This window comes from Arthrobacter sp. NPDC089319, assembly GCF_040684925.1.
In the GTDB taxonomy this organism is placed as follows: Bacteria; Actinomycetota; Actinomycetes; order Actinomycetales; family Micrococcaceae; genus Crystallibacter.
Genome location: NZ_JBFBGZ010000001.1, coordinates 177,592 through 200,467, shown reverse-complemented (window position 1 = coordinate 200,467; position 22,876 = coordinate 177,592). Strand labels below are relative to the sequence as shown.

19 protein-coding genes are annotated in these 22,876 nt (G+C 67.1%); 7 read left to right on the top strand and 12 right to left on the bottom strand.

From position 1 onward, the window contains the following. Nucleotides 1-92 precede the first annotated feature (92 nt). The 6 genes from AB0N75_RS00930 to AB0N75_RS00905 form a co-directional block, all read right to left on the bottom strand. Nucleotides 93-305 (bottom strand): helix-turn-helix domain-containing protein, encoded by a 213-nt coding sequence (locus tag AB0N75_RS00930; protein ID WP_127512893.1) that lies wholly within the window; start codon nt 303-305, stop codon nt 93-95. 127 nt (nt 306-432) lie between these two features. Then, entirely contained in the window at nt 433-1,626 is a 1,194-nt protein-coding gene (locus AB0N75_RS00925) for a 3-deoxy-7-phosphoheptulonate synthase (RefSeq protein WP_364643789.1), read from the bottom strand. Between the two features lie 331 nt (nt 1,627-1,957). Further along, entirely contained in the window at nt 1,958-2,839 is an 882-nt protein-coding gene (locus tag AB0N75_RS00920) for a BadF/BadG/BcrA/BcrD ATPase family protein (protein ID WP_364643786.1), read from the bottom strand. A 98-nt stretch (nt 2,840-2,937) separates the two neighbouring features. After that, nucleotides 2,938-4,278, bottom strand: coding sequence for an NADP-specific glutamate dehydrogenase (gdhA, locus tag AB0N75_RS00915; RefSeq protein WP_364643783.1), 1,341 nt, complete (start codon nt 4,276-4,278; stop codon nt 2,938-2,940). A 305-nt stretch (nt 4,279-4,583) separates the two neighbouring features. Continuing rightward, nucleotides 4,584-5,057: a metalloregulator ArsR/SmtB family transcription factor gene (locus tag AB0N75_RS00910; RefSeq protein WP_364643780.1), complete on the bottom strand. Its 474-nt coding sequence runs from the start codon at nt 5,055-5,057 to the stop codon at nt 4,584-4,586. Nucleotides 5,058-5,179: 122 nt separating this feature from the next. Further along, entirely contained in the window at nt 5,180-6,382 is a 1,203-nt protein-coding gene (locus AB0N75_RS00905; protein ID WP_364643777.1) for an acetoin utilization protein AcuC, read from the bottom strand. A 123-nt stretch (nt 6,383-6,505) separates the two neighbouring features. Here AB0N75_RS00905 and AB0N75_RS00900 point away from each other — a divergent pair, with 123 nt between their 5' ends. Together AB0N75_RS00900 and AB0N75_RS00895 are read left to right on the top strand one after the other, a co-directional pair. Beyond that, nucleotides 6,506-7,918, top strand: coding sequence for a potassium transporter TrkG (locus AB0N75_RS00900; protein WP_364643774.1), 1,413 nt, complete (start codon nt 6,506-6,508; stop codon nt 7,916-7,918). Between the two features lie 40 nt (nt 7,919-7,958). After that, entirely contained in the window at nt 7,959-8,597 is a 639-nt protein-coding gene (locus AB0N75_RS00895) for a TrkA family potassium uptake protein (RefSeq protein WP_127512900.1), read from the top strand. 73 nt (nt 8,598-8,670) lie between these two features. On the opposite strand, the gene proC is transcribed toward AB0N75_RS00895, so the two are convergent. The 5 genes from proC to AB0N75_RS00870 all read right to left on the bottom strand — a co-directional run bounded on the left by proC (nt 8,671) and on the right by AB0N75_RS00870 (nt 16,179). Further along, entirely contained in the window at nt 8,671-9,531 is an 861-nt protein-coding gene (gene proC / locus AB0N75_RS00890; RefSeq protein ID WP_364643771.1) for a pyrroline-5-carboxylate reductase, read from the bottom strand. A gap of 294 nt (nt 9,532-9,825) precedes the next feature. After that, nucleotides 9,826-10,845, bottom strand: coding sequence for a Ppx/GppA family phosphatase (locus AB0N75_RS00885; RefSeq protein WP_364643768.1), 1,020 nt, complete (start codon nt 10,843-10,845; stop codon nt 9,826-9,828). Between the two features lie 89 nt (nt 10,846-10,934). Beyond that, complete coding sequence (topA, locus tag AB0N75_RS00880; RefSeq protein WP_364643765.1) at nt 10,935-13,655, bottom strand: type I DNA topoisomerase; 2,721 nt, start codon at nt 13,653-13,655, stop codon at nt 10,935-10,937. A 183-nt stretch (nt 13,656-13,838) separates the two neighbouring features. After that, entirely contained in the window at nt 13,839-14,492 is a 654-nt protein-coding gene (locus AB0N75_RS00875; protein ID WP_364643762.1) for a metalloregulator ArsR/SmtB family transcription factor, read from the bottom strand. Between the two features lie 82 nt (nt 14,493-14,574). After that, complete coding sequence (locus AB0N75_RS00870) at nt 14,575-16,179, bottom strand: methyltransferase (protein ID WP_364643759.1); 1,605 nt, start codon at nt 16,177-16,179, stop codon at nt 14,575-14,577. Between the two features lie 75 nt (nt 16,180-16,254). Between AB0N75_RS00870 and AB0N75_RS00865 the strand changes: the two genes are divergently transcribed. Together AB0N75_RS00865 and AB0N75_RS00860 are read left to right on the top strand one after the other, a co-directional pair. Beyond that, nucleotides 16,255-18,024 carry a bifunctional diguanylate cyclase/phosphodiesterase gene (locus tag AB0N75_RS00865; protein WP_364643756.1) on the top strand — a complete coding sequence of 590 codons (1,770 nt, stop codon included), beginning with the start codon at nt 16,255-16,257 and terminating at the stop codon, nt 18,022-18,024. Nucleotides 18,025-18,058: 34 nt separating this feature from the next. Continuing rightward, a complete protein-coding gene (locus AB0N75_RS00860; protein ID WP_364643753.1) occupies nt 18,059-18,637 on the top strand; it encodes a GNAT family N-acetyltransferase in 579 nt (192 codons plus the stop codon). A gap of 10 nt (nt 18,638-18,647) precedes the next feature. Here AB0N75_RS00860 and AB0N75_RS00855 read toward each other — a convergent pair whose 3' ends face one another. Next, on the bottom strand, nt 18,648-19,541 hold the full coding sequence (locus AB0N75_RS00855; RefSeq protein ID WP_364643750.1) for a rhodanese-related sulfurtransferase: 894 nt from the start codon (nt 19,539-19,541) through the stop codon (nt 18,648-18,650). A gap of 122 nt (nt 19,542-19,663) precedes the next feature. Between AB0N75_RS00855 and AB0N75_RS00850 the strand changes: the two genes are divergently transcribed. Genes AB0N75_RS00850 through AB0N75_RS00840 form a run of 3 tightly spaced genes read left to right on the top strand, consistent with a single transcriptional unit; the run spans nt 19,664 to nt 22,873 of the window. Beyond that, nucleotides 19,664-20,338, top strand: coding sequence for a GNAT family N-acetyltransferase (locus AB0N75_RS00850; protein ID WP_364643747.1), 675 nt, complete (start codon nt 19,664-19,666; stop codon nt 20,336-20,338). Between the two features lie 24 nt (nt 20,339-20,362). Beyond that, nucleotides 20,363-20,503, top strand: a complete 141-nt coding sequence (locus AB0N75_RS00845) for a hypothetical protein (protein WP_364643744.1) — start codon at nt 20,363-20,365, stop codon at nt 20,501-20,503. A gap of 15 nt (nt 20,504-20,518) precedes the next feature. After that, complete coding sequence (locus AB0N75_RS00840) at nt 20,519-22,873, top strand: DEAD/DEAH box helicase (RefSeq protein WP_364643742.1); 2,355 nt, start codon at nt 20,519-20,521, stop codon at nt 22,871-22,873. Nucleotides 22,874-22,876: the final 3 nt, after the last annotated feature.

Sequence of the window (22,876 nt, the reverse complement as noted above, 5' to 3'; positions counted from 1 at the left end):
TTTCGACGATGACGTAAAACGTTCCTTAACAGGGTACAGCTTCCGCGCACCCGTCATTGACCGCCGGACGCCGCGGAGCCGGTGCCCGGGGGTCAGGCGGTGCCGGTTTCCCGGTCGATCACCGCGCCGCGCAGGTACTCCTCCACGGCAGACTCGGGCACCCGATAGGAACGTCCGAAGCGAACAGCGGGCATCTCGCCCGAGTGCACCAAACGGTAAACGGTCATCTTGGACACGCGCATGACTGCGGCCACTTCCGACACCGTCAAGAAGCGCACATTCGAGAAGTTGTTCTCGTCAGCCATTTCGCACTGTTCCTTTACTGTAAGCAACGACGACGGCGTGCCGCCTTGCCCTGCCCCAAACCTTCTTCCTAGATACTTTAGAGGCTGTTGTGGCGAAAGTGAAAGCGGCCACTGTAGCTTAAGGGTTTTATTGCTGCACGGTTTTTGTCCGCGGGGAATCCTTAACGCCGCGATGTCCTGCGGCCGCCGCCAGTTGGGCCAGCACTTCGGCCGTCACGTCCCACTCCATGCAGGCGTCGGTCACGCTTTGACCGTAGACCAGCCCGGCCCCGTCGGCGTTTTCAGCCACGTCCATTTTCTGCGCTCCGCCCACCAGGAAGCTCTCCAGCATGATGCCGGCGATGGCGCTGCCGCCGGCTTCCAGCTGCGCCGCGATCTCCAGCGCAACCTCGGCCTGGCGGTGGTGGCTCTTGCCGCTGTTGGCGTGGCTGGCATCCACGATCAGCCGGGGATTCACTCCTGCTTTCGCCAGCGCTTCGGACGCCGCGGCAACATGGTCGGCGCCGTAGTTCGGGCCGCTCTTGCCGCCGCGCAGGATCATGTGGGTGTCCGGGTTGCCGTTGGTGGCCACCAGCGCCGCACGCCCGTCGCCGTCGATGCCCAGGAACGCCTGCGCGGCGGACGCCGCCTGGCAGGCGTCGAGTGCCACCTGCAGGCCGCCGTCGGTTCCGTTCTTGAAGCCCACCGGCATGGACAGGCCGGACACCAGTTGGCGGTGGATCTGGCTCTCCGTGGTCCGTGCACCGATTGCGCCCCAGCTGACCAGGTCGGCCAGGTACTGCGGGCTGATCGGTTCCAGGAACTCCGTGGCCACGGGCAGGCCCAGCTCCGCCACCTCCAGCAGGAAGGTCCGGGCCAGCCGCAGCCCGGCGGCGATGTCGTGGGAGCCGTCCAGCCGTGGGTCGTTGACTAGTCCCTTCCAGCCCACCGTGGTGCGCGGCTTCTCGAAGTAGGTGCGCATCACAATCAGCAGCTCTTCGCGGTGTTCCCGCGCCACCTGCGCCAGCCGGCGCGCGTAGTCCAGGCCGGCTTCCGTGTCGTGGATGGAGCAGGGACCAACGATCACCAGCAGCCTGTTGTCCACGCCGTCCATGACCGCACGGATTTCCTCCCGGCCGCGGGCCACGACGGCGGCGGCCTCGACGGTCAGCGGCTGCTCAGCCATGAGCTCCACCGGCGTCGGCAACGGACTGAAGCTGCTCACCCGCAGGTTGTTGGTGCCGCGCGGCGTGGTGAGTCCGCCGGACGCGTCGCCCGCGCCCAGCGCCGTCGCGTTGGACTGGGCGGCCGCTTCCAAGAGGTGGCTGGCAGGTGCGTTCATGGTGGGGATCCCGTCTGTTGGTGGCGGGACCTGGAGATTCAGAACCCGCCGGAGAAATGGCGAAGGGCAGAGAATCATCTCTGCCCCGTTGGCTCTGAAGGTTGATATGCGTACGCGCTAAGCGGTTACGTCAGGCCCCTCCAGAGCCAACGCAAAATACGCATACCAACGAGTCGTCATACCGGCACTGTACGCCGAACCTGTCGGAGCCTAAAAACCGGCCGCCGCGACATGACCGATTATGACGACGGCGGCCCGGCCACCGCGGGGCGCTGGCCGCGGCACCCGGGAACACCGTGCAACATCGCGGCAAGGGGTCGGGAAGTTGTGCCTAGGCCAGCCCCGCCAGGACGTCAATGCCGAAGACCGGCTCCCGGTCCAGCGGTTGGATGTCGGTGATGCCGTGCGGCTCCAGCGCCGCGGCTACCGACCGCTGGAAGCGCCGGACGTTGACGCCGAGGCCGCCGCCCAGGACCACCGGACCGGTTAGGCCGAGACGATCCGCGACCAGGCGGATCTGGCCGGCAAGATCCGCCGCGGCCCGGTCAACGATTGCTATTGCCGGCGGCTCGCCGTCCTCGGCGGCGTCCACCACCACCCGGGATTTGCCCGCCCAGAACCGCCGGTCCGTGTGCGGCGAGTGGAACAGCGCTATCAGGTCCACCGGTTTCTGCAGTCCGCAGTCTGCCAGCAGCAGCGCAGACAGCCTGTCCGGAGGCAGGCCGGCGTCCAGCCGGGAGAGGACATGCCGGACGGCTTCGCGTCCCAGCCAGTAGCCGCTGCCTTCGTCCCCCAGCAGGTGCCCCCAACCGCCGGCGCGGGCTTCCTCGCCGGCGCCGTTGACGCCCCACACGGACGATCCGGTGCCGGCGACCACACCGATCCCCACCCTCCGGTGTCCGGCGGCCAGCACCAGCCGGGTGTCGTGGACAACATGGACGTCCGCTCCGGGAGCCAGCGGGGCGACCAGCGCCCGCAGCGCCTCGGCGTCGCCGTCGGTGTCGATTCCACCGGCTCCGGCGTAGACCGCAGCGACGCGTGCTGCGCCGAGCCGGGCGAACACTTCGGACAGGGCGGTTGAGGCCTGGGCGGGACTGGTGTTCTGCACGTTGGCACTGCCGGCTGTCGCTTCGGCGGCTACCCGGCCGTCGTCCAGCCGGATACCGTGCGTCTTGCTGCCGCCAATATCCAGCCCGATCAGTGTCTGAACCATGGACCGAGCTTACAGTTCTGGCCAGAAAGCAAGACGACGGTGCCCGCCTGACTGGCGGGCACCGTCGTCGTGATCAGGACGTCGCTGGGTCAGCGGGCTTAGATGAGCCCCTGGGCCAGCATGGCGTCGGCAACCTTCTTGAAGCCGGAGATGTTGGCGCCGGCCACATAGTTGCCGGGCATGCCGTACTTGTCGGCGGTCTCCGCACAGCGGTCGTGGATACCCACCATGATGTCGGTCAGCCGCTGCTCCGTGTACTCGAAGCTCCATGCGTCGCGGCTGGCGTTCTGCTGCATTTCCAAGGCGGAGGTGGCCACACCGCCGGCGTTGGCCGCCTTGCCCGGGCCGAACAGCACGTTCGCCTCCTGGAAGATGGAGGCAGCCTCGCTGGTGCAGGGCATGTTGGCGCCTTCGGCCACGGCGATCAGGCCGGATTCCACCAAGCGGCGGGCGGACTTGTCGTCCAGTTCGTTCTGCGTCGCGCTGGGCAGGGCAACGGTGCAGTCGACGTCCCAGACGTTGCCCTCGGGCACATAGTGAACGGATGCGCCACGGCGGTCGGCGTAGTCGGAGATGCGGCCGCGCTCAACTTCCTTGATCTGGCGCAGCAGTTCGACGTCGATGCCGGCCTCGTCCACCACGTAGCCGCCGGAATCGGAGGCGGTGACCACCTTGGCACCCAGTGCCTGGGCCTTTTCGATGGCGTTGATGGCCACGTTGCCGGAACCGGAAATCACCACACGCTGGCCGTCGAAGCTCTGGCCCCGGGTCTTGAGCATCTCCTGGGTGAACAGCACGGCGCCGTAGCCGGTGGCCTCGGGCCGGACCAGCGATCCGCCCCAGCCGGTGCCCTTGCCGGTGAGCACGCCGGACTCGTAGCGATTGGTGATGCGCTTGTACTGGCCGAACAGGTAGCCGATCTCGCGGGTTCCCACGCCCATGTCGCCGGCTGGAACGTCGGTGTATTCGCCGATGTGGCGGTACAGCTCGGTCATGAAGGACTGGCAGAAGCGCATCACTTCGTTGTCGGAACGGCCGCGCGGGTCAAAGTCGGAGCCGCCCTTGCCGCCGCCGATGGGCATACCGGTCAACGCGTTCTTGAAGATCTGCTCGAAGCCCAGGAATTTGACGATGCCCAGGTAGACCGACGGGTGGAAACGCAGGCCGCCCTTGTACGGGCCCAGTGCGGAGTTGAACTCGACGCGGAAGCCGCGGTTGATCTGGACGTTGCCGGCGTCGTCCATCCACGGGACCCGGAAGATGATCTGGCGCTCGGGCTCGCAGATGCGCTGCAAAATGGCGGCGTCGGTGTATTCGGGGTGCCGGGCGGAGAGCGGCTCCAGAGTGTCAAAGACTTCGTTGACGGCCTGGTGGAATTCCGTTTCGCCTGGATTGCGGCGGAAGACTTCGTCGCGGACTTCAAGCAGATGGGCATCCATGGGTGCGTCCCTTCCCTAGCTGACGTATTGGGGCACTCAACTTGCTTCAGGCCCTCACAAAGAAAACCACACGGAGGCGGGAACCAAGAAACACATCTGACATATCGTCGAAGCGCCTCGTAACGCGCCGACCTGCGGTGTTGCCGGCAGTCTGTACCTCCGGAAGCGGAGGATTCCGAGGCTGGCCGGCGTTCCGTGGCGCGGATTGTGCGGGCGGTCACGCCCGTCCGGGGCAGCCTGCGCGGCTCGGAATGTGCGGGTCATCACCGCCCGGGGCCCGATGCCGGCCGTTGCCGGGGCGGGGTTCAGCTGCGGCGTCGGCGCGGCAGTTTGGGCAGATGCGCGAAAAGATCGGCAGCCTTGGTTGTTGCCTTGTTGGCGGCCTGGCCCAGCGACCGGCTGAGGTTGGCCGGAACCGGGACCTCCAGGCTCCGCCCCGAGACGGCATGGCCCGGCTCCTGCGGAGCAACGACGGCCGCCGCCACCGCCGGTGCCACCGGTTCGGCCGCAGGCATCACATCCACTCCGAAAGCGACGATCCATTCGGCCACATCCTGCAGCGGCCGGGTTTGCAGCGAGTAGTAGCGCTTCTGCCCCTGGGCGCGCATGGACACCAGGCCGGCCTCGCGCAGCACCTTCAGATGCTTGGAGACCGTCGGCTGGCTGACTTCGAGTTCGTCGACCAGCTCTCCGACCGCTTTGTCTCCGCCTCGCAGCGAGCCGAGTATGTCCCGGCGCGTACCTTCGGCAATTACTGCAAAGACGTCATCGATGGCCATTCCATTACCCTAATCGCATATATGCCCTGCAGGCACCCCCGGCGGCGGTCCGCCACGCGCCGAATGGCGAAATCGTTACACCAAGCCGAACAGGACGGCGGCAGGGGCCGTGCGGGGACCGTTCAGTCGAACCACGGATCGAGGCCGTGGTAGGGAAAGATTTCCTTGCGGGTCGCCATCACCGTGCGGTCCACGCTGTCGTTCGGGTCGTAGCCGACTTCCCACGAACGCCACCACAGGTCGGCGTCATCGCCCATGTACAGCGGAGCCTGCTGGCCGTACCGGACCTCCACATATTCGTGCCAGGACTGCGGCACCTCGCTGTGCAACGGGATGGGACGGCCGGCAACAATGGCGAGCATGTGGGTCCAGGACCGCGGCACCACGTTGAAGACGTCGTAGCCGCCGCCCCCGGTGGCGATCCACCGGTCGCCGGCGACCTCGCGGGCGAGATCGGCCACGTCCAGCATCATCTGCCGCTGCGCGTCAACGCTCAGCTTCAGGCTGCTCAGCATGTCGCGGGCGTGGTTGTCGCAGCCATGCTGGCTGACGATCACTTCCGGCGCGAAGGCCCTGACCAGCTGCGGGACCACCGCATGGAAGGCGCGCAGGAAGGCGGCGTCGCCGGTGCGGGGCGGCAGGGCCACATTCACCGAGCTGCCCAGCGCGTCCGGGCCACCGCTTTCGTTGGCAAAACCGGTTCCCGGAAACAGGTGGGTGCCGGTCTCGTGCAGCGAGATGGTCAACACCCGCGGGTCGTTGTAGAAGATGGACTGCACGCCGTCGCCGTGGTGGGCGTCAACGTCCACGTAGGCGACCCGCTGCACACCGCGGTCCAGCAGGTGCTGGATGGCCAGCGCGCAGTCGTTGTAAATACAGAATCCGCTCGCCTTGCCGCGCGCTGCGTGGTGCATGCCGCCGGCAAAGTTCACCGCATGCAGCGCCGACTCGTCCAGAATGGCGGCCGCGGACTGCAGCGAGGCTCCCGCTATCCGGGCGCTGGCCGCATGCATGCCTGGGAACACCGGGTCGTCTTCGGTGCCGAGCCCCCGCGCTTCATCCACCGCCGCCGGGTTGTCGCTGACAGCCTTCACCGCGGCTACATAGGCCGGATCGTGGACAGTTTCCAGCTGGGCGTCCCCAGCCGTCTCGGCTGCGGCGAGGGTGACGTTCGGCCGGTGGAAGATGGCGTATTCGTCCGCCAGCCGCGCGGTCAGTTCCAGCCGGATCGGGGACATGGGATGGTGCGCGCCGAAATTGTAGGCCAGGAGGGAATCGCTCCACACCGCCAGAGTGGGAACCGCGGGAACTGGGGTAGCTGACATCACAGACAGGCTACGCGAATCCGCTGCCCCGCACGCATTCGTCCCGCCCCTGCACGGATAAATGATGATTTACTACTGCAAGGAACACATCAGCGATTTCGGAGCCGGACAGAAGCGATCGGAATGACCAGACAGCAGCCGTCGTGGCTGGCCGAGCGGGAGCACGGACGATTCTGGCTCCTGCGTACGCTCCGCGACTTTGTGGACAGCGTCGCCAACAGCTCACCGGCGCGGCTGGCCCTGATCGTCTACGTGGCGGTAATCCTGGTCTTCACCGGACTGCTGTCCTTGCCCGCGGCTTCCCGGGACGGGCAAATCACCCCGCTGTACGACGCCTTCTTCACCGCCGTCTCGGCCGTCTGCGTCACGGGACTGACCGTGGTTTCCACCGCCATACATTGGACCTTCCTGGGCCAGGCCGTGATCCTGCTGGCCATTTTCATCGGCGGTTTGGGCACGTTGACGCTGGCCTCGCTGCTGGCCCTCATGGTGAGCAAGCGACTGGGCGTACGCGGCAAGCTGATCGCCCAGTCCGCCATGAGCAACGCCGGTCGCCTCGGCGAGGTCGGCACGCTGCTACGCATCGTGATCACCACCTCGGTCATTATCGAGGTGGTCCTTGCGCTCATACTGTTTCCCCGCTTCCTGATGCTTGGCGAATCCTTTCCCCAGGCCGCCTGGCACGGCATCTTCTACTCCATTTCATCCTTCAACAATGCCGGTTTCACCCCGCACACCGACGGGTTGGTCCCCTACGAAACCGACGAGTGGATCCTCATCCCGTTGATGGTTGGAGGGTTCCTGGGCAGCCTCGGTTTCCCCGTGGTCATGGTGCTGCTGGAGCGCGGCTGGCGCTTCAACAAATGGAACCTGCACACGAAGATCACCGTCGAGGTGTCGCTGATCCTACTGGTAGTCGGCGCCTTGGTGTGGGGAGCCATGGAGTGGAGCAATCCGGCGACGATCGGCGGCATGAGCGTGTGGGACAAAACCCTCCACGCCGCGTTCGCCTCCGTCATGACCCGATCGCTCGGCTTCAACCTGGTGGACATGAACAACCTGGAACCCACCACCATGCTGTTCACCGACGCCCTGATGTTCGCCGGCGGCGGTTCCGCGTCAACTGCGGGCGGCATCAAGGTCACCACCATTGCCATTGTGTTCCTGGCCATCGTCGCCGAGGCCCGCGGCGACCGGGACGTGAAGATCCACGGCCGGACCATTCCGGAAGGCGCCATGCGGGTGGCCATCTCGGTGATCGTCATGGGCGCCACGTTTGTGGCCGTCGCGTCCGGCATCCTGCTGGCCCTCACCGGCGCAAGCCTGGACCGGGTGCTGTTTGAAGTCATCTCCGCGTTCGCCACCTGCGGCCTGAGCACCGGCCTGAGCGCCGAGCTGCCGCCTGAGGGCAAATACGTGCTCTGCGCGCTGATGTTCGCCGGCCGCGTCGGCACCATCACACTGGCGGCCGCGCTGGCGCTGCGTGAACGGCGCCAGTTGTTCCACTACCCAGAAGAGAGGCCCATCATTGGCTGACAAGTCCGCTTCGAGCAAACGCCCCGCCCACAACGCGCCCGTGCTGGTGGTCGGGCTGGGCCGGTTCGGCGCCTCGACCGCCGAACAGCTGGTCAGGCAGGGCCGCGAAGTACTGGCGATCGAACGCGATCCGGCACTGGTGCAAAAGTGGTCAGGCCAGCTGACCCATGTGGTGGAGGCGGACGCCACGAACATCGACGCGCTGCGCCAGCTGGGCGCCCAGGAGTTCAGCGCAGCCGTTGTCGGAGTGGGCACGTCGATCGAATCCTCGGTGCTGATCACCGTGAACCTGGTGGACCTGGGCATCGAACACCTCTGGGTCAAGGCCATCACGCCCTCGCACGGCAAGATCCTCTCCCGCATCGGCGCCAACCATGTGATCTATCCGGAGGCCGACGCGGGCCGCCGCGCCGCCCACCTGGTGGGCGGCCGGATGCTGGACTTCATCGAGTTCGACGACGGTTTCGCCATCGTGAAGATGTACCCGCCGAAGGAAACGCAGGGCTTCACGCTGGGTGAGTCACAGGTGCGCTCCAAGTACGGCGTCACCGTGGTGGGCGTGAAATCTCCGGGCGAGGACTTCACCTATGCGCGTCCGGAAACCAAGGTGTCCAGCCGGGACATGCTGATTGTCTCCGGCCATGTGGACCTGCTGGAGCGCTTCGCCGCCCGCCCCTGACCCGCTCCCGTCGCAGTGCAAACGGCTGTGCGGGCCCGCTGCCCGAGCAGGACAGGCCGAGCTCGGCCTGTCCTCAGGCCAGCTCGCGGGACAGTTCGGCCGCCCGTTCCGCGGCGGCCGCTGCCCCTCGCGCGATGATCTTGGACAGCCCGGCCTCGTCGAAGGCGGCGATCGCCCGCTCCGTGGTGCCGTTGGGGCTGGTGACATTGCGGCGCAGGACCGCAGGGTCGGCGTCCCGCTCCGTCAGCATGATGCCTGCGCCCGCAACCGTTTCCCGCGCCAGCGTCATGGACAGCTCCGGGGCCAGGCCCAGCTCCACCCCGGCGGCAGCCATGGCCTCGGCCAGGTAGAACGCATAGGCGGGACCGGAACCGCTGACCGCGGACACCGCGTCCAGCTGGTCCTCCGGAACAACGACGACGGTGCCGGCTCCGGCGAACACCTCACGGGCGGCGTCCAGCTGGGGATCGGTCACGTTGCTGCCGGCCGAGATGCCGACGGCCCCGCGGCCGACCTTGAGCGGCGTATTGGGCATGCTGCGCACCAGCGGCTGGCCTTCCGGCAGCGCCGCCTCCATGGTGGCAATGGTGACTGCCGCCGCCACGGAGACCACCACCGTCGTCGGAGCCAATGCGGGCCCGATGCTGCGGCACATCTCGGTTATCCCCACCGGCTTGACCCCCAGCACCGCAACGTCGGCGCCTTGCACAGCGGTGGCGTTGGCGCCGGCGTCGTCCTGTTCGGCCAGCACCGTCAGGCCCGGATAGCGGCCCCGCAGCTCCTCGGCGCGCTCGCTGCGGCGTACGGTTGCGGTCACGTTCTCCGCGGGTGTCCTGGCGGACAGCAGGCCCACGAGGATGGCTTCACTCATGGAGCCACAGCCCAGGAAGACGGTGCGGCGGGTGGATGGGGTCCCAGTGGCTTCAGCAGTCATGTCTGCCATTGAATCACGCGGGATCGGCCGGCCCGCGCCGCGACCGTTCCCCTTCCGCCGGTTAGCCGAAACAACTCACAGGTGCTTTTCAGGTTCTTAAGGGGGTTATCTCAACTTCGCCCCCTAATGTCTATAAGACCTCATCAAGGTGCGAGTGATGATGGACCGGATCTGCTGGTCCGGTCCGGGCGCCGGCGAACAGCGGTTGACTCCCCCAACCGACCGCAACGTTCGCCGGCGCCGCCTTTTAAGCCCCGAACTCCGTTCGCCTCGTGGTCCGCCCGCGGCCAGGGCCTATTGGCTTCCCACCGACTCGACGGCGGGGGCCGGCTCCACAGCCTTCTGCACCAGCATGGTGCCCACCGGGCTGACCGGCGCATCGCTGTCGTAGAGCAGGTGGTCGAACCGTTTGAGGATCAGGCCTTCGCGCAGCGCCCACGGGCAGATCTGCAAGGTCTCGATCCGGAACATTTCCATCGCCGCTTCGGCGACCATCGCGCCCGCCAACAACTGCGGCGCCCGCACGGCCGAGACCCCGGGCAGATTCACGCGGTCGCTGACCGGCATGGCGGCCAGCCTCCGGGCCCACAGGGACAAGTCGGTGCGGTGCAGTTCACGCCGCACGTACGGGCCGGCCGCAGAGGGAGCTGCTCCGGCGATCCTGGCCAGCGAGCGGAAGGTCTTCGACGTTCCCACCACCATGTCCGGGCGGCCCAAGACGGCGAACTCGGCCACCGCGGGTGCCAAGGTCTCGCGGATGTAGCCGTGCAGTTCCTTGAGGCTCTTCACGCTGGGCGGGTCCTCGGGCAGCCACTGTCTGGTCAGCCTTCCTGCTCCCAGCGGCACCGATACGGCCAGATCGGGCTGTTCGTCATGCCCCATTGCCATTTCAAAGGAGCCGCCGCCAATGTCCAGGTCCAGCACGGTGCCCGATCCCCAGCCGTACCAGCGACGGACCGCGACCAGGGTCATGCCGGCCTCTTCCGGGCCGGTCAGCTCCTGCAGCGTGACGTTGGCTTCGGCCTTGACCCGGTCCAGCACGGCCCGGCCGTTGCCGGCCTCGCGGATGGCGGAGGTGCAAAAGGCCAGCATGTCTTCGGCACGGTGCAGCCCGGCGAACCGCCAGGCCTCCTGCACGAAACCGATGAGTTCCTGCTGGCCTTCCTCGGTGATATTGCCGTCGGCGTCCAGATAGGCCACCAGCGACAACGGCCGCTTGTGCGACGCGAACGGCACCGGACGGGCGCCGGGGTGGGCATCCACCAACAGCAAGTGCACAGTGTTGGAACCGATGTCGAGGACGCCCAGACGCATTCTCATATTATGCAGCGCCGTTGCCCCGGCACTGCAACCGGACCCGGGCTTCGGCAGCAGCTGTCCGTGCTCCCGAAGCCCGCGATCGGCTACTTCTTGGCGGCTGCCTTGCGCCGGGCAGGTTTCTTGGCGGGCCCCTTCGCCGGTCCCTTGGCCCGCTTTTCCGCCAGCAGTTCAACCGCCTGTTCGCGCGTCAGTTCCTCCAGGCTGGTGGAACGCGGCACCGTAATGTTCGTGACGCCGTCGGTAATGTACGGGCCGAACCGGCCGTCCTTGACCACGATGTTCTTCTCCGACACCGGATCCACACCGAACTCGGCCAGCGGTGCGGCCGCGGTGCGGCCGCCGCGGGTCTTCGGCTGCGAGTAGATCTCCAGCGCCTGCTCCAGTGTGATGGTGAAGATTTCCTCTTCCGAACCGATCGACCGCGAGTCCGTCCCCTTCTTCAGGTACGGACCGAAGCGGCCGTTCTGCACGGTGATTTCGGCGCCCTCCGCATCGGTGCCGAGCACGCGCGGCAGGCTCAGCAGCTTCAGCGCGTCCTCGAGGGTCACCGTGTCCACGCTCATCGACTTGAACAGAGACCCAGTGCGCGGCTTGACCTTGACCGGTTTCTTCGGCGGCTTGGGCTTGCCGTTCTTGTAGTACTCCACCGGCTGCGCGGCCAGTTCCTCGGCCGTCGGCTCGTGGATGACTTCGGTGACGTAGGCGCCGTACCGGCCTTCCTTGGCCACAATGGTCCGGCCCGTCTCCGGATCCGTGCCGAGCTCGCGCTCGCCCGGGCCCTGCGTTTCCATCAGCTCCACGGCCTTCTCCGCCGTTAGTTCGTCCGGGGCCAGCTCGTCGGGAACGTTGGCACGCTGCGGCTCGTCCCCTTCGGCATTGCCGTTGCGCTCCAGGTAGGGCCCGAATTTGCCCACCCGCAGGGTGATGCCCTCGGCAATATCGATGGAGTTGATCTGGCGGGGATCGATCTCGCCCAGGTCGTTGACCACGGTGTTCAGGCCGGTTTCCTTGCGGTCGCCGTAGTAGAAGCCGGAGAGCCATTCGGTCCGACTTGCCTCGCCACGGGCAATCCGGTCCAGGTCCTCTTCCAGCTCGGCCGTGAAGTCATAGTCCACGTAGTCGCTGAAATGTTCCTCCAGCAGCCGGACCACGGAGAACGCGATCCAGCTCGGCACCAGCGCGGAGCCGCGGGTACGGACATAGCCGCGGTCCATGATGGTGGAGATGGTGGCGGCGTAGGTGGACGGGCGACCGATACCGCGGTCTTCCAACGTCTTGATCAGCGATGCTTCGGTGTAGCGCGGCGGTGCGGAGGTCTCGTGTCCGACGGCGTCGACCGCTTGGGCTTCCAAGGCATCGCCCTGGGCGAGGTTCGGCAGCCGGCCGCCGCTGGTGTCGTCGTCCTCATCCCGTCCGGCGTCCTTGCCCTCCTCGTAGGCGGCCAGGAACCCGGGGAAGGTGATCACGGTGCCGGATGCCGTGAATTCGGCGTCCCGGCCGTCACCGGCAATGGCACCCAGGCGCACCGTGGAGGTTGAGCCCTTGGCATCGGTCATCTGCGAAGCCACGGTGCGCTTCCAGACCAGCTCGTAGAGCCGGTACTCGTCGTTGGACAACTGGCTGCGGACCTGGCCGGGCGTGCGGAACGAATCGCCGGCGGGCCGGATGGCTTCGTGGGCTTCCTGCGCGTTCTTGTCCTTGCCCTTGTAGACCCGGCGGGAATCCGGGACGTACTCGGGTCCGTACAGCTCCGAGGCCTGCCGGCGGGCGGCGTTGACGGCCTGGTCACTCAGCGCCGGCGAGTCGGTACGCATATAGGTGATGTAGCCGTTTTCATACAGCTTCTGCGCCACCGACATGGTGGAGCGGGCGGAGAACCGGAGCTTACGGGCCGCCTCCTGCTGCAGGGTGGAGGTGGTGAACGGGGCGGCCGGGCGGCGGGTGTAGGGCTTGTTCTCCACGGCGCGGACGGAGAACTCGGCGCTGCGCAGCGAGTCCGCCAAGCCGGTGGCGGCGGCCTCGTCCAGGTGGACGGCCGAGCGGGCCTTCAGCCGGCCCAGATCGTCGAAGTCCTTGCCGACGGCAACCCGGCCACCGTCGACGCTCACCAGCTTGGCCTTGAATGCCGTCCCCTTGGAGGTGTCCTCGGGCTGCACCGTGGCCAGCAGGTCCCAGTAGGAGGCCGCGCGGAAAGCCATCCGCTCACGTTCACGCTCCACCACCAGCCGCGTGGCCACCGACTGCACGCGTCCCGCGGACAGGCCAGCCTTGACCTTGCGCCAGAGCACCGGCGAGAGCTCGTAGCCGAACAGCCGGTCCACGATCCGGCGAGTTTCCTGCGCGTCCACCAGGTCGGTGTCAACCTCGCGGACCTCGGTCAGGGCACGCTGCAAGGCTTCGCGGGTGATCTCGCTGAAGGTCATGCGGTGCACCGGCACCTTGGGCTGGAGCACCTGGAGCAAGTGCCACGCAATGGCTTCGCCTTCGCGATCACCGTCAGTTGCCAGATAAAGTTCGTCGGCGTCCTTGAGCATCGACTTGAGCTCGGACACCTTCTTCTTCTTGTCCGGCGACACCACGTAGTAGGGCTCGAAATCGTGCTCGATGTCCACCGCAAACTTGCCGACCGACGTCTTTTTCAGCTCAGCAGGCAGGTCGGAGGGCTGGGGCAGGTCACGGATATGACCCATGGAGGCCGTGACCTCGTAGCCCTCGCCGAGGTACCCGGCGATGGTCTTGCCCTTGGCTGGAGACTCGACGATGACGAGTTTCTTGCCGGTTTTTTCGCGGGCCTTGGCTGGCACTGTGCTCCTACGTAAAGAAAGAAAGGTCTTTTGATGCGCTTGTAAGTACGTCCCCCAACCCGGCGGGGCGGAGGACCGTCAGCACTAGGTTAGCCGCAACAGTACCGCGAACCAGAACACGCGATCTGGAGAAGCGGCTGGCTCCGGGCTGCGCGGGAGGCCGGCAGTGGCCCCGCCGGAGCCCTAGTCGTTGTCGATGTCGCCGGGCAGGAAGGAGAAGACATAGTAGAGTTTCTCCGCCCCTTCACCCCTGTTCTCCGGGTTGGTGGTCGGGCTGAATTCCAGCAGGATCTCGCCGATCCGGCGGCCGAGGTCCTTGCGCTGTTCCTCGGTCAAATAGAACCGCCCCGTGCTCAGCGCAGCCAGGTGTCCTTCCTGCCGCCAGGTGTCCGGATCCGGCGCCTGCTTGTCCCGTTTGACATATTTGGACAGACGTTCGCGAAGATCGTTCAGTTCCACGTCCACCACACCCAAGGTGGCGGCGCGGCTGTCCGCCACGCTGGTCACGTCCAACCGTCCGGCGGCCGCCTGCCAGTGCCGCTCCCGCCCGTCGCCCTGGTTGGCGCACCGTTTGACGAAGCCCCACTTCTCCAGGGCGCGCAGGTGGTAGCTCATCGCGCTGGGGGTCAGCCCGTGCCGCTGGGCCAATTCGGTGGCGGTGGCCGGCTGCTGGGTATCGAAGAGTTCCTCGATGACTTTCAACCGCACATTGTGGGCCAGCGCCCGGATGGCCCGGGCATCGGAGATATTGACCCGGTCCCCGGCGGCAGGCTCCCGCTGGGGCTCCGCTGCAACAGCAGCAGCCCGGCCGGTCGTGGTGGTTGAACCCTTAGTCATGATCAGTAAGTGTAATGCCGCTCACGGCCCATGGCGGCGGTGATCCAGATTCCCACAGGCTGCAATCAGGAAACCATCAGACCTACTGGCCGGTAGGCACCAGGAAGCCGTCGGCGACCAGGTTCCATACCTCCTCGGAAAGCTGCCGGGCGAAGTCGGCTTCCGGGCGGTCCAGCAGCGCGGCCAGGGCGCCGATGAGCTGGTCCACGCCGAGTTCGCCGTCGCTGGCGGAAACGAAGCCCGCCAGTTCGGTGCTCATCAGGTTGGTCCGGCGCAGTCCCGCGCCCTGGCGCAGCAAGATGACGCCGGGATGTTCTGCTCCGGGCCGCTGGTGCCGCTCCTCGGTCACGTCCTCGGCCACCTGGAGATGCTGGCGGCCGAAGTCCGCGGCGTGGGCGGCCAGCCAGTCCGACCGCTCAAGGGCTGCTGCCAGATGCGGCCCGATGGGTTGCTCGATCGGATAGGTGATCTCCTCGAACCGGCGCAACCTACCGTTGGCCGTCGCCCCGGGGTTGGCCGCGGAACGGCGCAGCCAGACCATGCCGAAGCCGATGGCCTCCACCGCGCGGGACTCGAAGTCGTCCAGGTAGGCGGCGTAGGCCGAGGCGAAGGCGGCGGGGTCGCGGTTCTCCGAAGCGTCACGCAGCCACGTTTCCGCATACTGCGCCGGGCTGAGCTGTTCGCGCTGGATCACCCAGGCGTCGGTATCCGGTGCCAGCCACAGCTCGAGCCTGGCATGCCAGCTCACCGCCCCGTAGGGGATTTCCCAGTTGCCCAACAGCTGCGCAGCCCCGCCGTCGGCCAGCACGGAAGGGAGCGTGCGGAAGAGGGAACCCACGATGTCGTCGCCGGGCAGCCCGCCGTCGCGGTAGGTGAATTGCTCCTCGGCGCGTTCCGAAGGCTGCCTCGGCGTGATCACGAACGGCGGGTTGGACACCACCAGATCAAACCGCTCCCCTGCCACCGGCTCCAACAGACTGCCCAGCCGCAGGCTGACCCGCGCCGCCAGGTGGTCCGGGTCCAGCCCCAGCGCACCGGCGTTCAGCACCAGGTTGAACCGGGTGAAGGCGAGCGCCCGCTCCGAGATGTCGGTGGCGGTGACGTGCCGGCAATGGCCCAGCAGATGGAACAGCTGGATCCCGCAGCCGGTGCCCAGGTCCAGCGCCCGCCCCACTTCTGTTCGGATAGTCAGCTGGGCCAAGGTCAGCGAGGCCTGTCCGATGCCCAGCACATGGTCGCGCCGGAGGACGCCGGGCCGCTGGTGCGCGCCCAGGTCGCTGGCCACCCACAATTCGGTGCCGCCAAAGGCGTACGGTCGGAGGTCGACGGCGGCACGCAACGCGCCGCCGTCGTGCTCCACCAACCCCAGCGCGGCGAGTCCGTCCAGACCCGTCCGCGGGAACGCCGGTGCCAGCCGCTCCGGCTCCACCGTGCGGCCCAAGAGCCAGCAACGCACGACGGCGGCCAGGCGCCGGTGTGCCGGATCCTCCAGCAAGCGGGCGGTAGCCAGCACCGCCGGGACCAGCTGGTCGCGGTCAAAGGCCGCCCAGGCCTGCTCGCCCAGCAGCGCCGCCACCCCATCCACGCTGTAGTCCAGTTCGGCCAGATCGGCGGCCAGCTTGGCCAGCAGCCGCGGGTCGTTGCTGGCCGGGGCGGCGGGCACATGGGAAAAGTCTGCAAAGTCCACCCGCCAAGTCTAGTGAGCCGGCCTGTTTCCCTGCCGTTCATCTGGACGCCGCACGCGTGTGGTACTGACTGGGGCATGGATTCACGTACCAACGCGGCGGCGCTGCCACCCGCGGACCGGCCGCAACGGGTCGGCGATTTGGGCAGCAAGGTCCCGGTGGTCCCCGCCGACGCCCTGATCATGGAGATCAACGGCTGGTTCCAAGCCGACCGCTCGCTGCCGGCCGTTGCGGTGGAGGCCGACGGGTCGCATTGGCTGCTCCTGCGGGAGCGGCTGGAGTCGGAGCTCAGTGGGCGGCTGGGCTATGGGCGCGCACTGCACAGCCGCACGCGGGTGGGCCAGCTGCGGCCGGACCGCTCGTTTGAGGTGGCCCCGGAGCTGTCCATGACGCAGGCCGCGCGGCGGATCCTGGCCCGGCCGCCCGGCGCCAGGTACGAGGACTTCCTGGTGGTCGGCCCCGACGGTCCGGGAGTGGTGGCAGTCTCGCGCATCTTCGAAGAGGTTTCGGCGCTGTTCCAGCACGACGCCATGCACGACCCGCTGACCGGGCTGCCCAACCGGCGGCTGCTCGACGAGCGCGGTGCGGAACTGGTCGGCGACTGCGATCCCGACCGCGTGGCGATCCTGTGTATCGACCTGGACCGGTTCAAGCACGTGAACGACACCTTTGGCCATCGGGCCGGCGACAGCATTCTGACCGGGTTCACGAGCCGGCTGCAGCGCACCGTGCGCGGCCGCGACATCGTGGCCCGGCTGGGCGGCGACGAGTTCGCGGTGCTGCTGGTCGACGTCGGCCCCGACCAAGCCCGCAGCATCGCGGACCGCATCCTGGCCGAAGCGGTTAAACCTTTCCCCTTCGACGACCACGAGCTGCACATCTCGGCGTCCATCGGCCTGGCCATGGCATCCGACGTGGTCGAGGAAGAGCAACTGAGCCAGTTGGACGTGCTGCTGCGGCAGGCGGACGGCGCCATGCTGGCGGCCAAACGGGCCGGCAAGGGCCGCGTGGTCTGGCTCAGCGCCCGCGGCGAAACCGCACCCGTGGCCAGGCAGGCCCAGCTGCGGCGCCGCCTCCAGCTGGCGGTGGCGGCGGGCGGCTTCCGGCTGCACTACCAGCCACTGCTGGACCTTGCCACCGACGGCAGCCGGGCAGTGGAAGCACTGCTGCGCTGGCACGACGAGGTCCTGGGACCAGTGCCGCCCTCGGAGTTCATCCCCGTGGCCGAAAGCGTGAACCTCATCCAGCAGATCGGCCAGTGGGTTTTCAACGAGGCCTGCGGCCAGGCCGCCGCTTGGCTGGAGGAAGGCAGCCCGCGGACGGTCTCCATCAATGTCTCACCGATCCAGCTGGCCGCGAACAAGGTGGTCGGCGAACTGCTGGCCGCCATGGCCGAGCACCGTGTTCCGGCGGAATTGATCCGAGTGGAGATCACCGAGAGTTCCGCAATTGCGGACTTCCCCCGCGCGATCAAACAGCTGGCCCAGCTCCGGGAGGCCGGCATCGGCGTCGATCTGGACGACTTCGGCACCGGGTACTCCTCCGTGGGGATGTTGCGGGACCTGCCGCTGAACACCGTCAAGATCGATAAGTCCTTCATTGACAACATCGACACTTCCGAGCGCGAAGCCGCCTTCGTGGGCGGCCTGATCGACATTGCCCACGCCTGGGGGCTGAAGGTGACCGCCGAGGGCGTTGAACGGCCGGAGCAGCTGGAGGTGCTGCGGGAGCTCGGCTGCGACACCGCGCAGGGCTACTACATCTCACGCCCCGCCAGCGCCTCCGATTTGCCGGGCGCCCAGGCCCTGGCCGCGCTCCGGCGGCCGGAGCCGGCGGCCGTGCTGTGAGCCCGACACCGCGGCCCGGTGGTTAAATGACTGCATGCTCGTCACCACCACCCACCTTGAACAAACCGATCCCGCCCAGCTGGTTCCCGGGTCGCGCCCGCTGCCGGACGACGCCGCCGTTGTGCACGTGCGCCGGATCAGCCCGGAGTTCAGCAAGTTCCTGTACCGCAGCGTAGGAAGCAGCTGGAACTGGGGCGACCGGCTGGCGCTCACCCGCAGCGAGTGGGAACAAGTGGTCCGCACACGCGGCTCGGAAACCTGGGTGCTCTACACCGGCGGCGCGCCGGCCGGCTACGTGGAACTACTGGGCCGCCCGGCCGAGGCGGGCACCGACGTCGAAATCATGTACTTCGGGCTGTTCCCGGAGGCGATCGGCCGCGGCCTGGGCGGAGCCCTGCTGGCCGAAGGCATCCGGCAGGCATGGCAACTGGACCGGCGTTGGGACCGGTTCCCGCCGGTGCGGCGGGTCTGGGTCCACACCTGTTCCTTGGATGGGCCGGCGGCCGTTACCAATTACCAGGCGCGCGGCATGAGCGTGTTCAAGACCGAAGTCGAGGAAACCGAACCGCAGGACGCCACCGGCGGGCTGTGGCCGGAGACCGCGGCCGCGTAATCCGCCGCGGCTATGCCGGGCAGCCGTCCGGGCAGCGCAGGGTTTGCGGGTCCGCCGCACACGCGGAGCAGTAAAGCGTCAACTGGCGGCATTCGGCATTAGAGCAGTTCTCGAACTTGCTGGTGGGCGCCTGGCAGCGGACACATTCTCCGATGGTTTTGGCATCCGGCGTGAACTCGAGGTGCATGCGCTGGTCAAAGACGTAGAGCGAACCCTCCCACAGCCCGGCGTCGCCGAAGGTCTCGCCGTAGCGGACAATCCCGCCGTCGAGTTGGTAGACCTCTTGGAAACCCCGGTTGACCATCAGGGAGGAGAGGACTTCGCAGCGGATCCCGCCGGTGCAGTAGGTGACCACCGGCTTGTCCTTGAGGTCGTCGTACTTGCCCGAGTCCAGTTCCTTGATGAAATCGTGGGTGGTGGCCACGTCCGGAACGATGGCGTCTTTGAACTTGCCGATCTGCGCCTCGAACGCGTTGCGGCCGTCGAAGAAGACCACGTCGTCGCCGGAGGCCTTCTTGGCATCGATCAACTGATGCAGTTCCTCCGGGCGCAGGTGCGTTCCACCGCCGACCACGCCGTCCTGGTTCACTTTGAGCTCGCCCGGGGCGCCGAAGGAGACGATCTCGTCGCGCACCTTGATACTCAGGCGCGGGAAGTCCTCCGCCCCGCCTTCGGACCATTTCACGTCGAGATTGCGGAACGCCGGGTGCTCGCGGGTGGTTTTCACGTATTGTTTCACCGCGTTCAGCTCGCCGCCGACGGTGCCGTTGATGCCGTCCTTGGAGATCAGGATCCGGCCGCGCAGGCCAAGTTTCTCGCCCAGCGCGCGCTGCCACAGCCGGATGGCATCCGGGTCCGGCAGCGGGGTGAAAGCGTAATAAAGCACAATTCGGTTCAAAGCCACCCATCAAGATTACGCGGTGGTGTGGAATCCAAAATTAGCCGTAGGCGTGGAATTTGGGATTGTGACCGGGTTGTCATCGCTTTCAGGTGCCGCCCGCGGCCGCTGTTAGGTACAGTCCTGCTATGGGCAACGATTACACGACTGACGTTCCGGACGACGTCCTTTCCGTCTGGGTTGCCGGCTGGTCTGCCTGCCGGGGTTACTCCTCCGAAGAGGTTGCCGGCCATCCCGCCGTGCTGCTGGCCGACAAGACCGGAGACTGGGAATACTTTGCGTTTGAGCCGGGCGACGAGGAATTCGCCGCGGTGGCCGGCGACACCACCAAGTCCCCCGGACGTATCTTCACGGTACTGACCCGCGACGCGCAGCGGATCCACCGGCTGGCCCCCCAGCATGGTCTCCGCGTGCACCACAATGCCCAGTCGCTGATGGTCACGGACATGTCCGGGCAGGACGCCGAGGATCCGTGGTATCGCGACGCCGATTTCAAAACCGAACTGGAAAAAACGGGCAACGTCCACCGGGTCCGCGTGGTGCATGAAGGCAACGAGGCCGCACACGGGGTGGTCGCCGTCGTCGACAATTTCGCTGTCTTCGACCACATCGAAACCGACCTCAACTACCGCCGTCGCGGTCTGGCCACACATGTAATGCGCGCGCTGATCGCCTCCACCTTCGAGCACGTGGTGGATACCGGGCTGCTGATCGCCTCGCACGACGGACAGATGCTCTACAACCACCTGGGCTGGGACACCGTCTGCGATGTGATGATCCTCAAGCCCGCGGCGGAGGGCTGACCACTTCCGGTTGACCCCGCGGGCGTGCGCACCGACGCACCGCTGCGCTTGGTCTTGGTCTTGGTCTGGGTCTTGGTCTGGGTCTTGGTCTGGGTCTTGGTCTGGGTCTTGGCCTCGGCCATCCCGGCGGTCCGGGTCGGCCTGCCGCGTTGCCTCCCCGGGTGATGACACAATATTCGGGTGGCGATGCACGACTCCTTGATTCCGCTGCTCGGTTCCGGTGCGGAGCCCGAGCAACTGGTGCACGTCCGCAAGCTCCCGGCGAGGGAGGCAGTAATCGAGCCTTGGCCGGACTGGGTCCACGACGATGTCCGCGCCGCCTACGCCATGCTCGGCGTGCACCAGCCGTGGCGCCACCAGGTTCGGGCGGCGGAGAGCGCCCACGACGGGCGGCACACCATCATTGCCACCGGCACCGCCTCCGGAAAATCGCTGGCCTACCAGCTGCCGGCACTGGACGCCATCCACCGCACGGGGCTGGCGGACGCCGTGAGCTTGGAGCCCAGCGGAGCCGTCGCCTTGTATCTGGCCCCCACCAAGGCGCTGGCAGCCGACCAGCTGGCCGCAATCAAATCGCTGAAGCTGCCCACCGTCAGGGCGGAAACCTACGACGGCGACACCGACCCGGGTGCCCGCCGCTGGATCCGGGACCATGCGAACTTCGTCCTGGCGAATCCGGACATGCTGCATTTCGGCATCCTTCCCAATCATGCTTGGTGGGCGCGGTTCTTCCGCCGGCTGCGCTACGTGATCATCGACGAAGCGCACAGCTACCGCGGCGTCTTCGGCTCGAATGTGGCCAACCTGATGCGCCGGTTGCGTCGGATCTGCGCCAGCTATGGGGCCGACCCGGTGTTCATCGGAGCCTCGGCCACCTCCGCGGACCCCGGGACCTCATTCGGACGGCTGATCGGCGCCGACGCCGAGGCAGTGACCGAAGACTGCTCGCCGCACGGATCCACTACGGTGGCGTTCTGGGAGCCCCAGCTCACGGAGCTCAAGGGCGAGAACGGGGCCAAAGAACGGCGCACCGTGGTCGCCGAGACATCCGATTTGATGGCCAATCTGGTCTCCGCACAGGTGCGCACCATCGCTTTCATCAAGTCGCGCCGCGGCGCCGAGACGATTTCCTCGATCACCAAGCGGCTGCTGGACGACGTCCATCCCTCGTTGCCGGGCCGGGTCGCGGCGTACCGCTCCGGCTACCTGCCGGAGGAGCGGCGGGAGCTGGAAGCCAAGCTTCGCTCCGGGCAGTTGCTGGGCGTCGCCAGCACTTCGGCGCTGGAACTTGGCATCGATATTTCCGGGCTGGATGCCGTCTTGGTCGCGGGCTGGCCCGGAACCCGCGCGTCGCTGTTCCAGCAGATCGGCCGGGCCGGCAGATCCGGCCAGGATGCGCTCGCCGCGTTCGTGGCCAGCGACGATCCGCTGGATACCTATCTGGTGCACCACCCCGAAGCGGTCTTCGACGTCTCGGTGGAAGCCACCGTGTTCGACCCCTCGAATCCCTACGTCTTGGGCCCCCACCTGTGCGCGGCCGCCCAGGAGCTTCCGTTGACCCCTGTGGACATCGGGTTGTTCGGTCCGGCTGCCCCGGGCTTGCTCGACCGGCTGACGGCCGAGGGCTACCTCCGCCGCCGGCCCGCCGGCTGGTATTGGACCCATCCGGAAAGCGCCGCCGCCATGGTCAATCTGCGAGCCGACGGCGGCGGACCGATCAGCATCGTCGAGTCGGAGTCCGGCACGCTGCTGGGGACCATGGACTCGCCGCAGTCGCACTATCAGGCCCACAGCGGCGCGGTGTACGTCCACCAGGGCACCACCTACGTGGTGGATGAACTCAACGAGCAGGACCACTGCGCGATGGTGACCCGGGCCAATCCGGACTATTACACGCAGGCCCGCGACATCACGCAGATTGAAGTGCTAGGAGCCGAACGGACCGAGGACTGGGGCGAGGTCCAGGCATGCTTCGGCGAGGTCAAGGTCACCACGAAGGTCATCTCCTTCCAGCGCAAAGCGTTCATCTCCAACGAGATTCTGGGCGAGGAACCGCTGGAACTCGGCGCCCGGGAGTTGTTTACCAAGGCCGTGTGGTTCACCATCGGCGAGCAGCAGTTGGCCTCCGCCGGTTTGGTTGCGGCCCGCGTTCCCGGCGCCCTGCACGCCGCCGAACATGCGGGCATCGGGCTGCTGCCGCTGGTGGCCTCCAGCGACCGGTGGGACATCGGCGGAGTCTCAACCGCCCTGCACGCCGACACCGGCAAGCCGACGATCTTCGTCTACGACGGTCATCCCGGCGGCGCGGGATTTGCCGAACGCGGCTTCGAGGCGGCGCGGACGTGGCTGGCCGCCACCAGGGACGCCATCCGTTCCTGCGAATGCGAAACCGGCTGCCCGTCCTGCGTGCAGTCGCCAAAATGCGGCAACAAGAACAATCCGCTGGACAAGTCCGGTGCGGTCACGCTGATCGAGGCGCTGCTGTCCCACGCCGGCCCTGCCCCGGCACAACGGCACCAGGCAACGGCGGTATAGCGG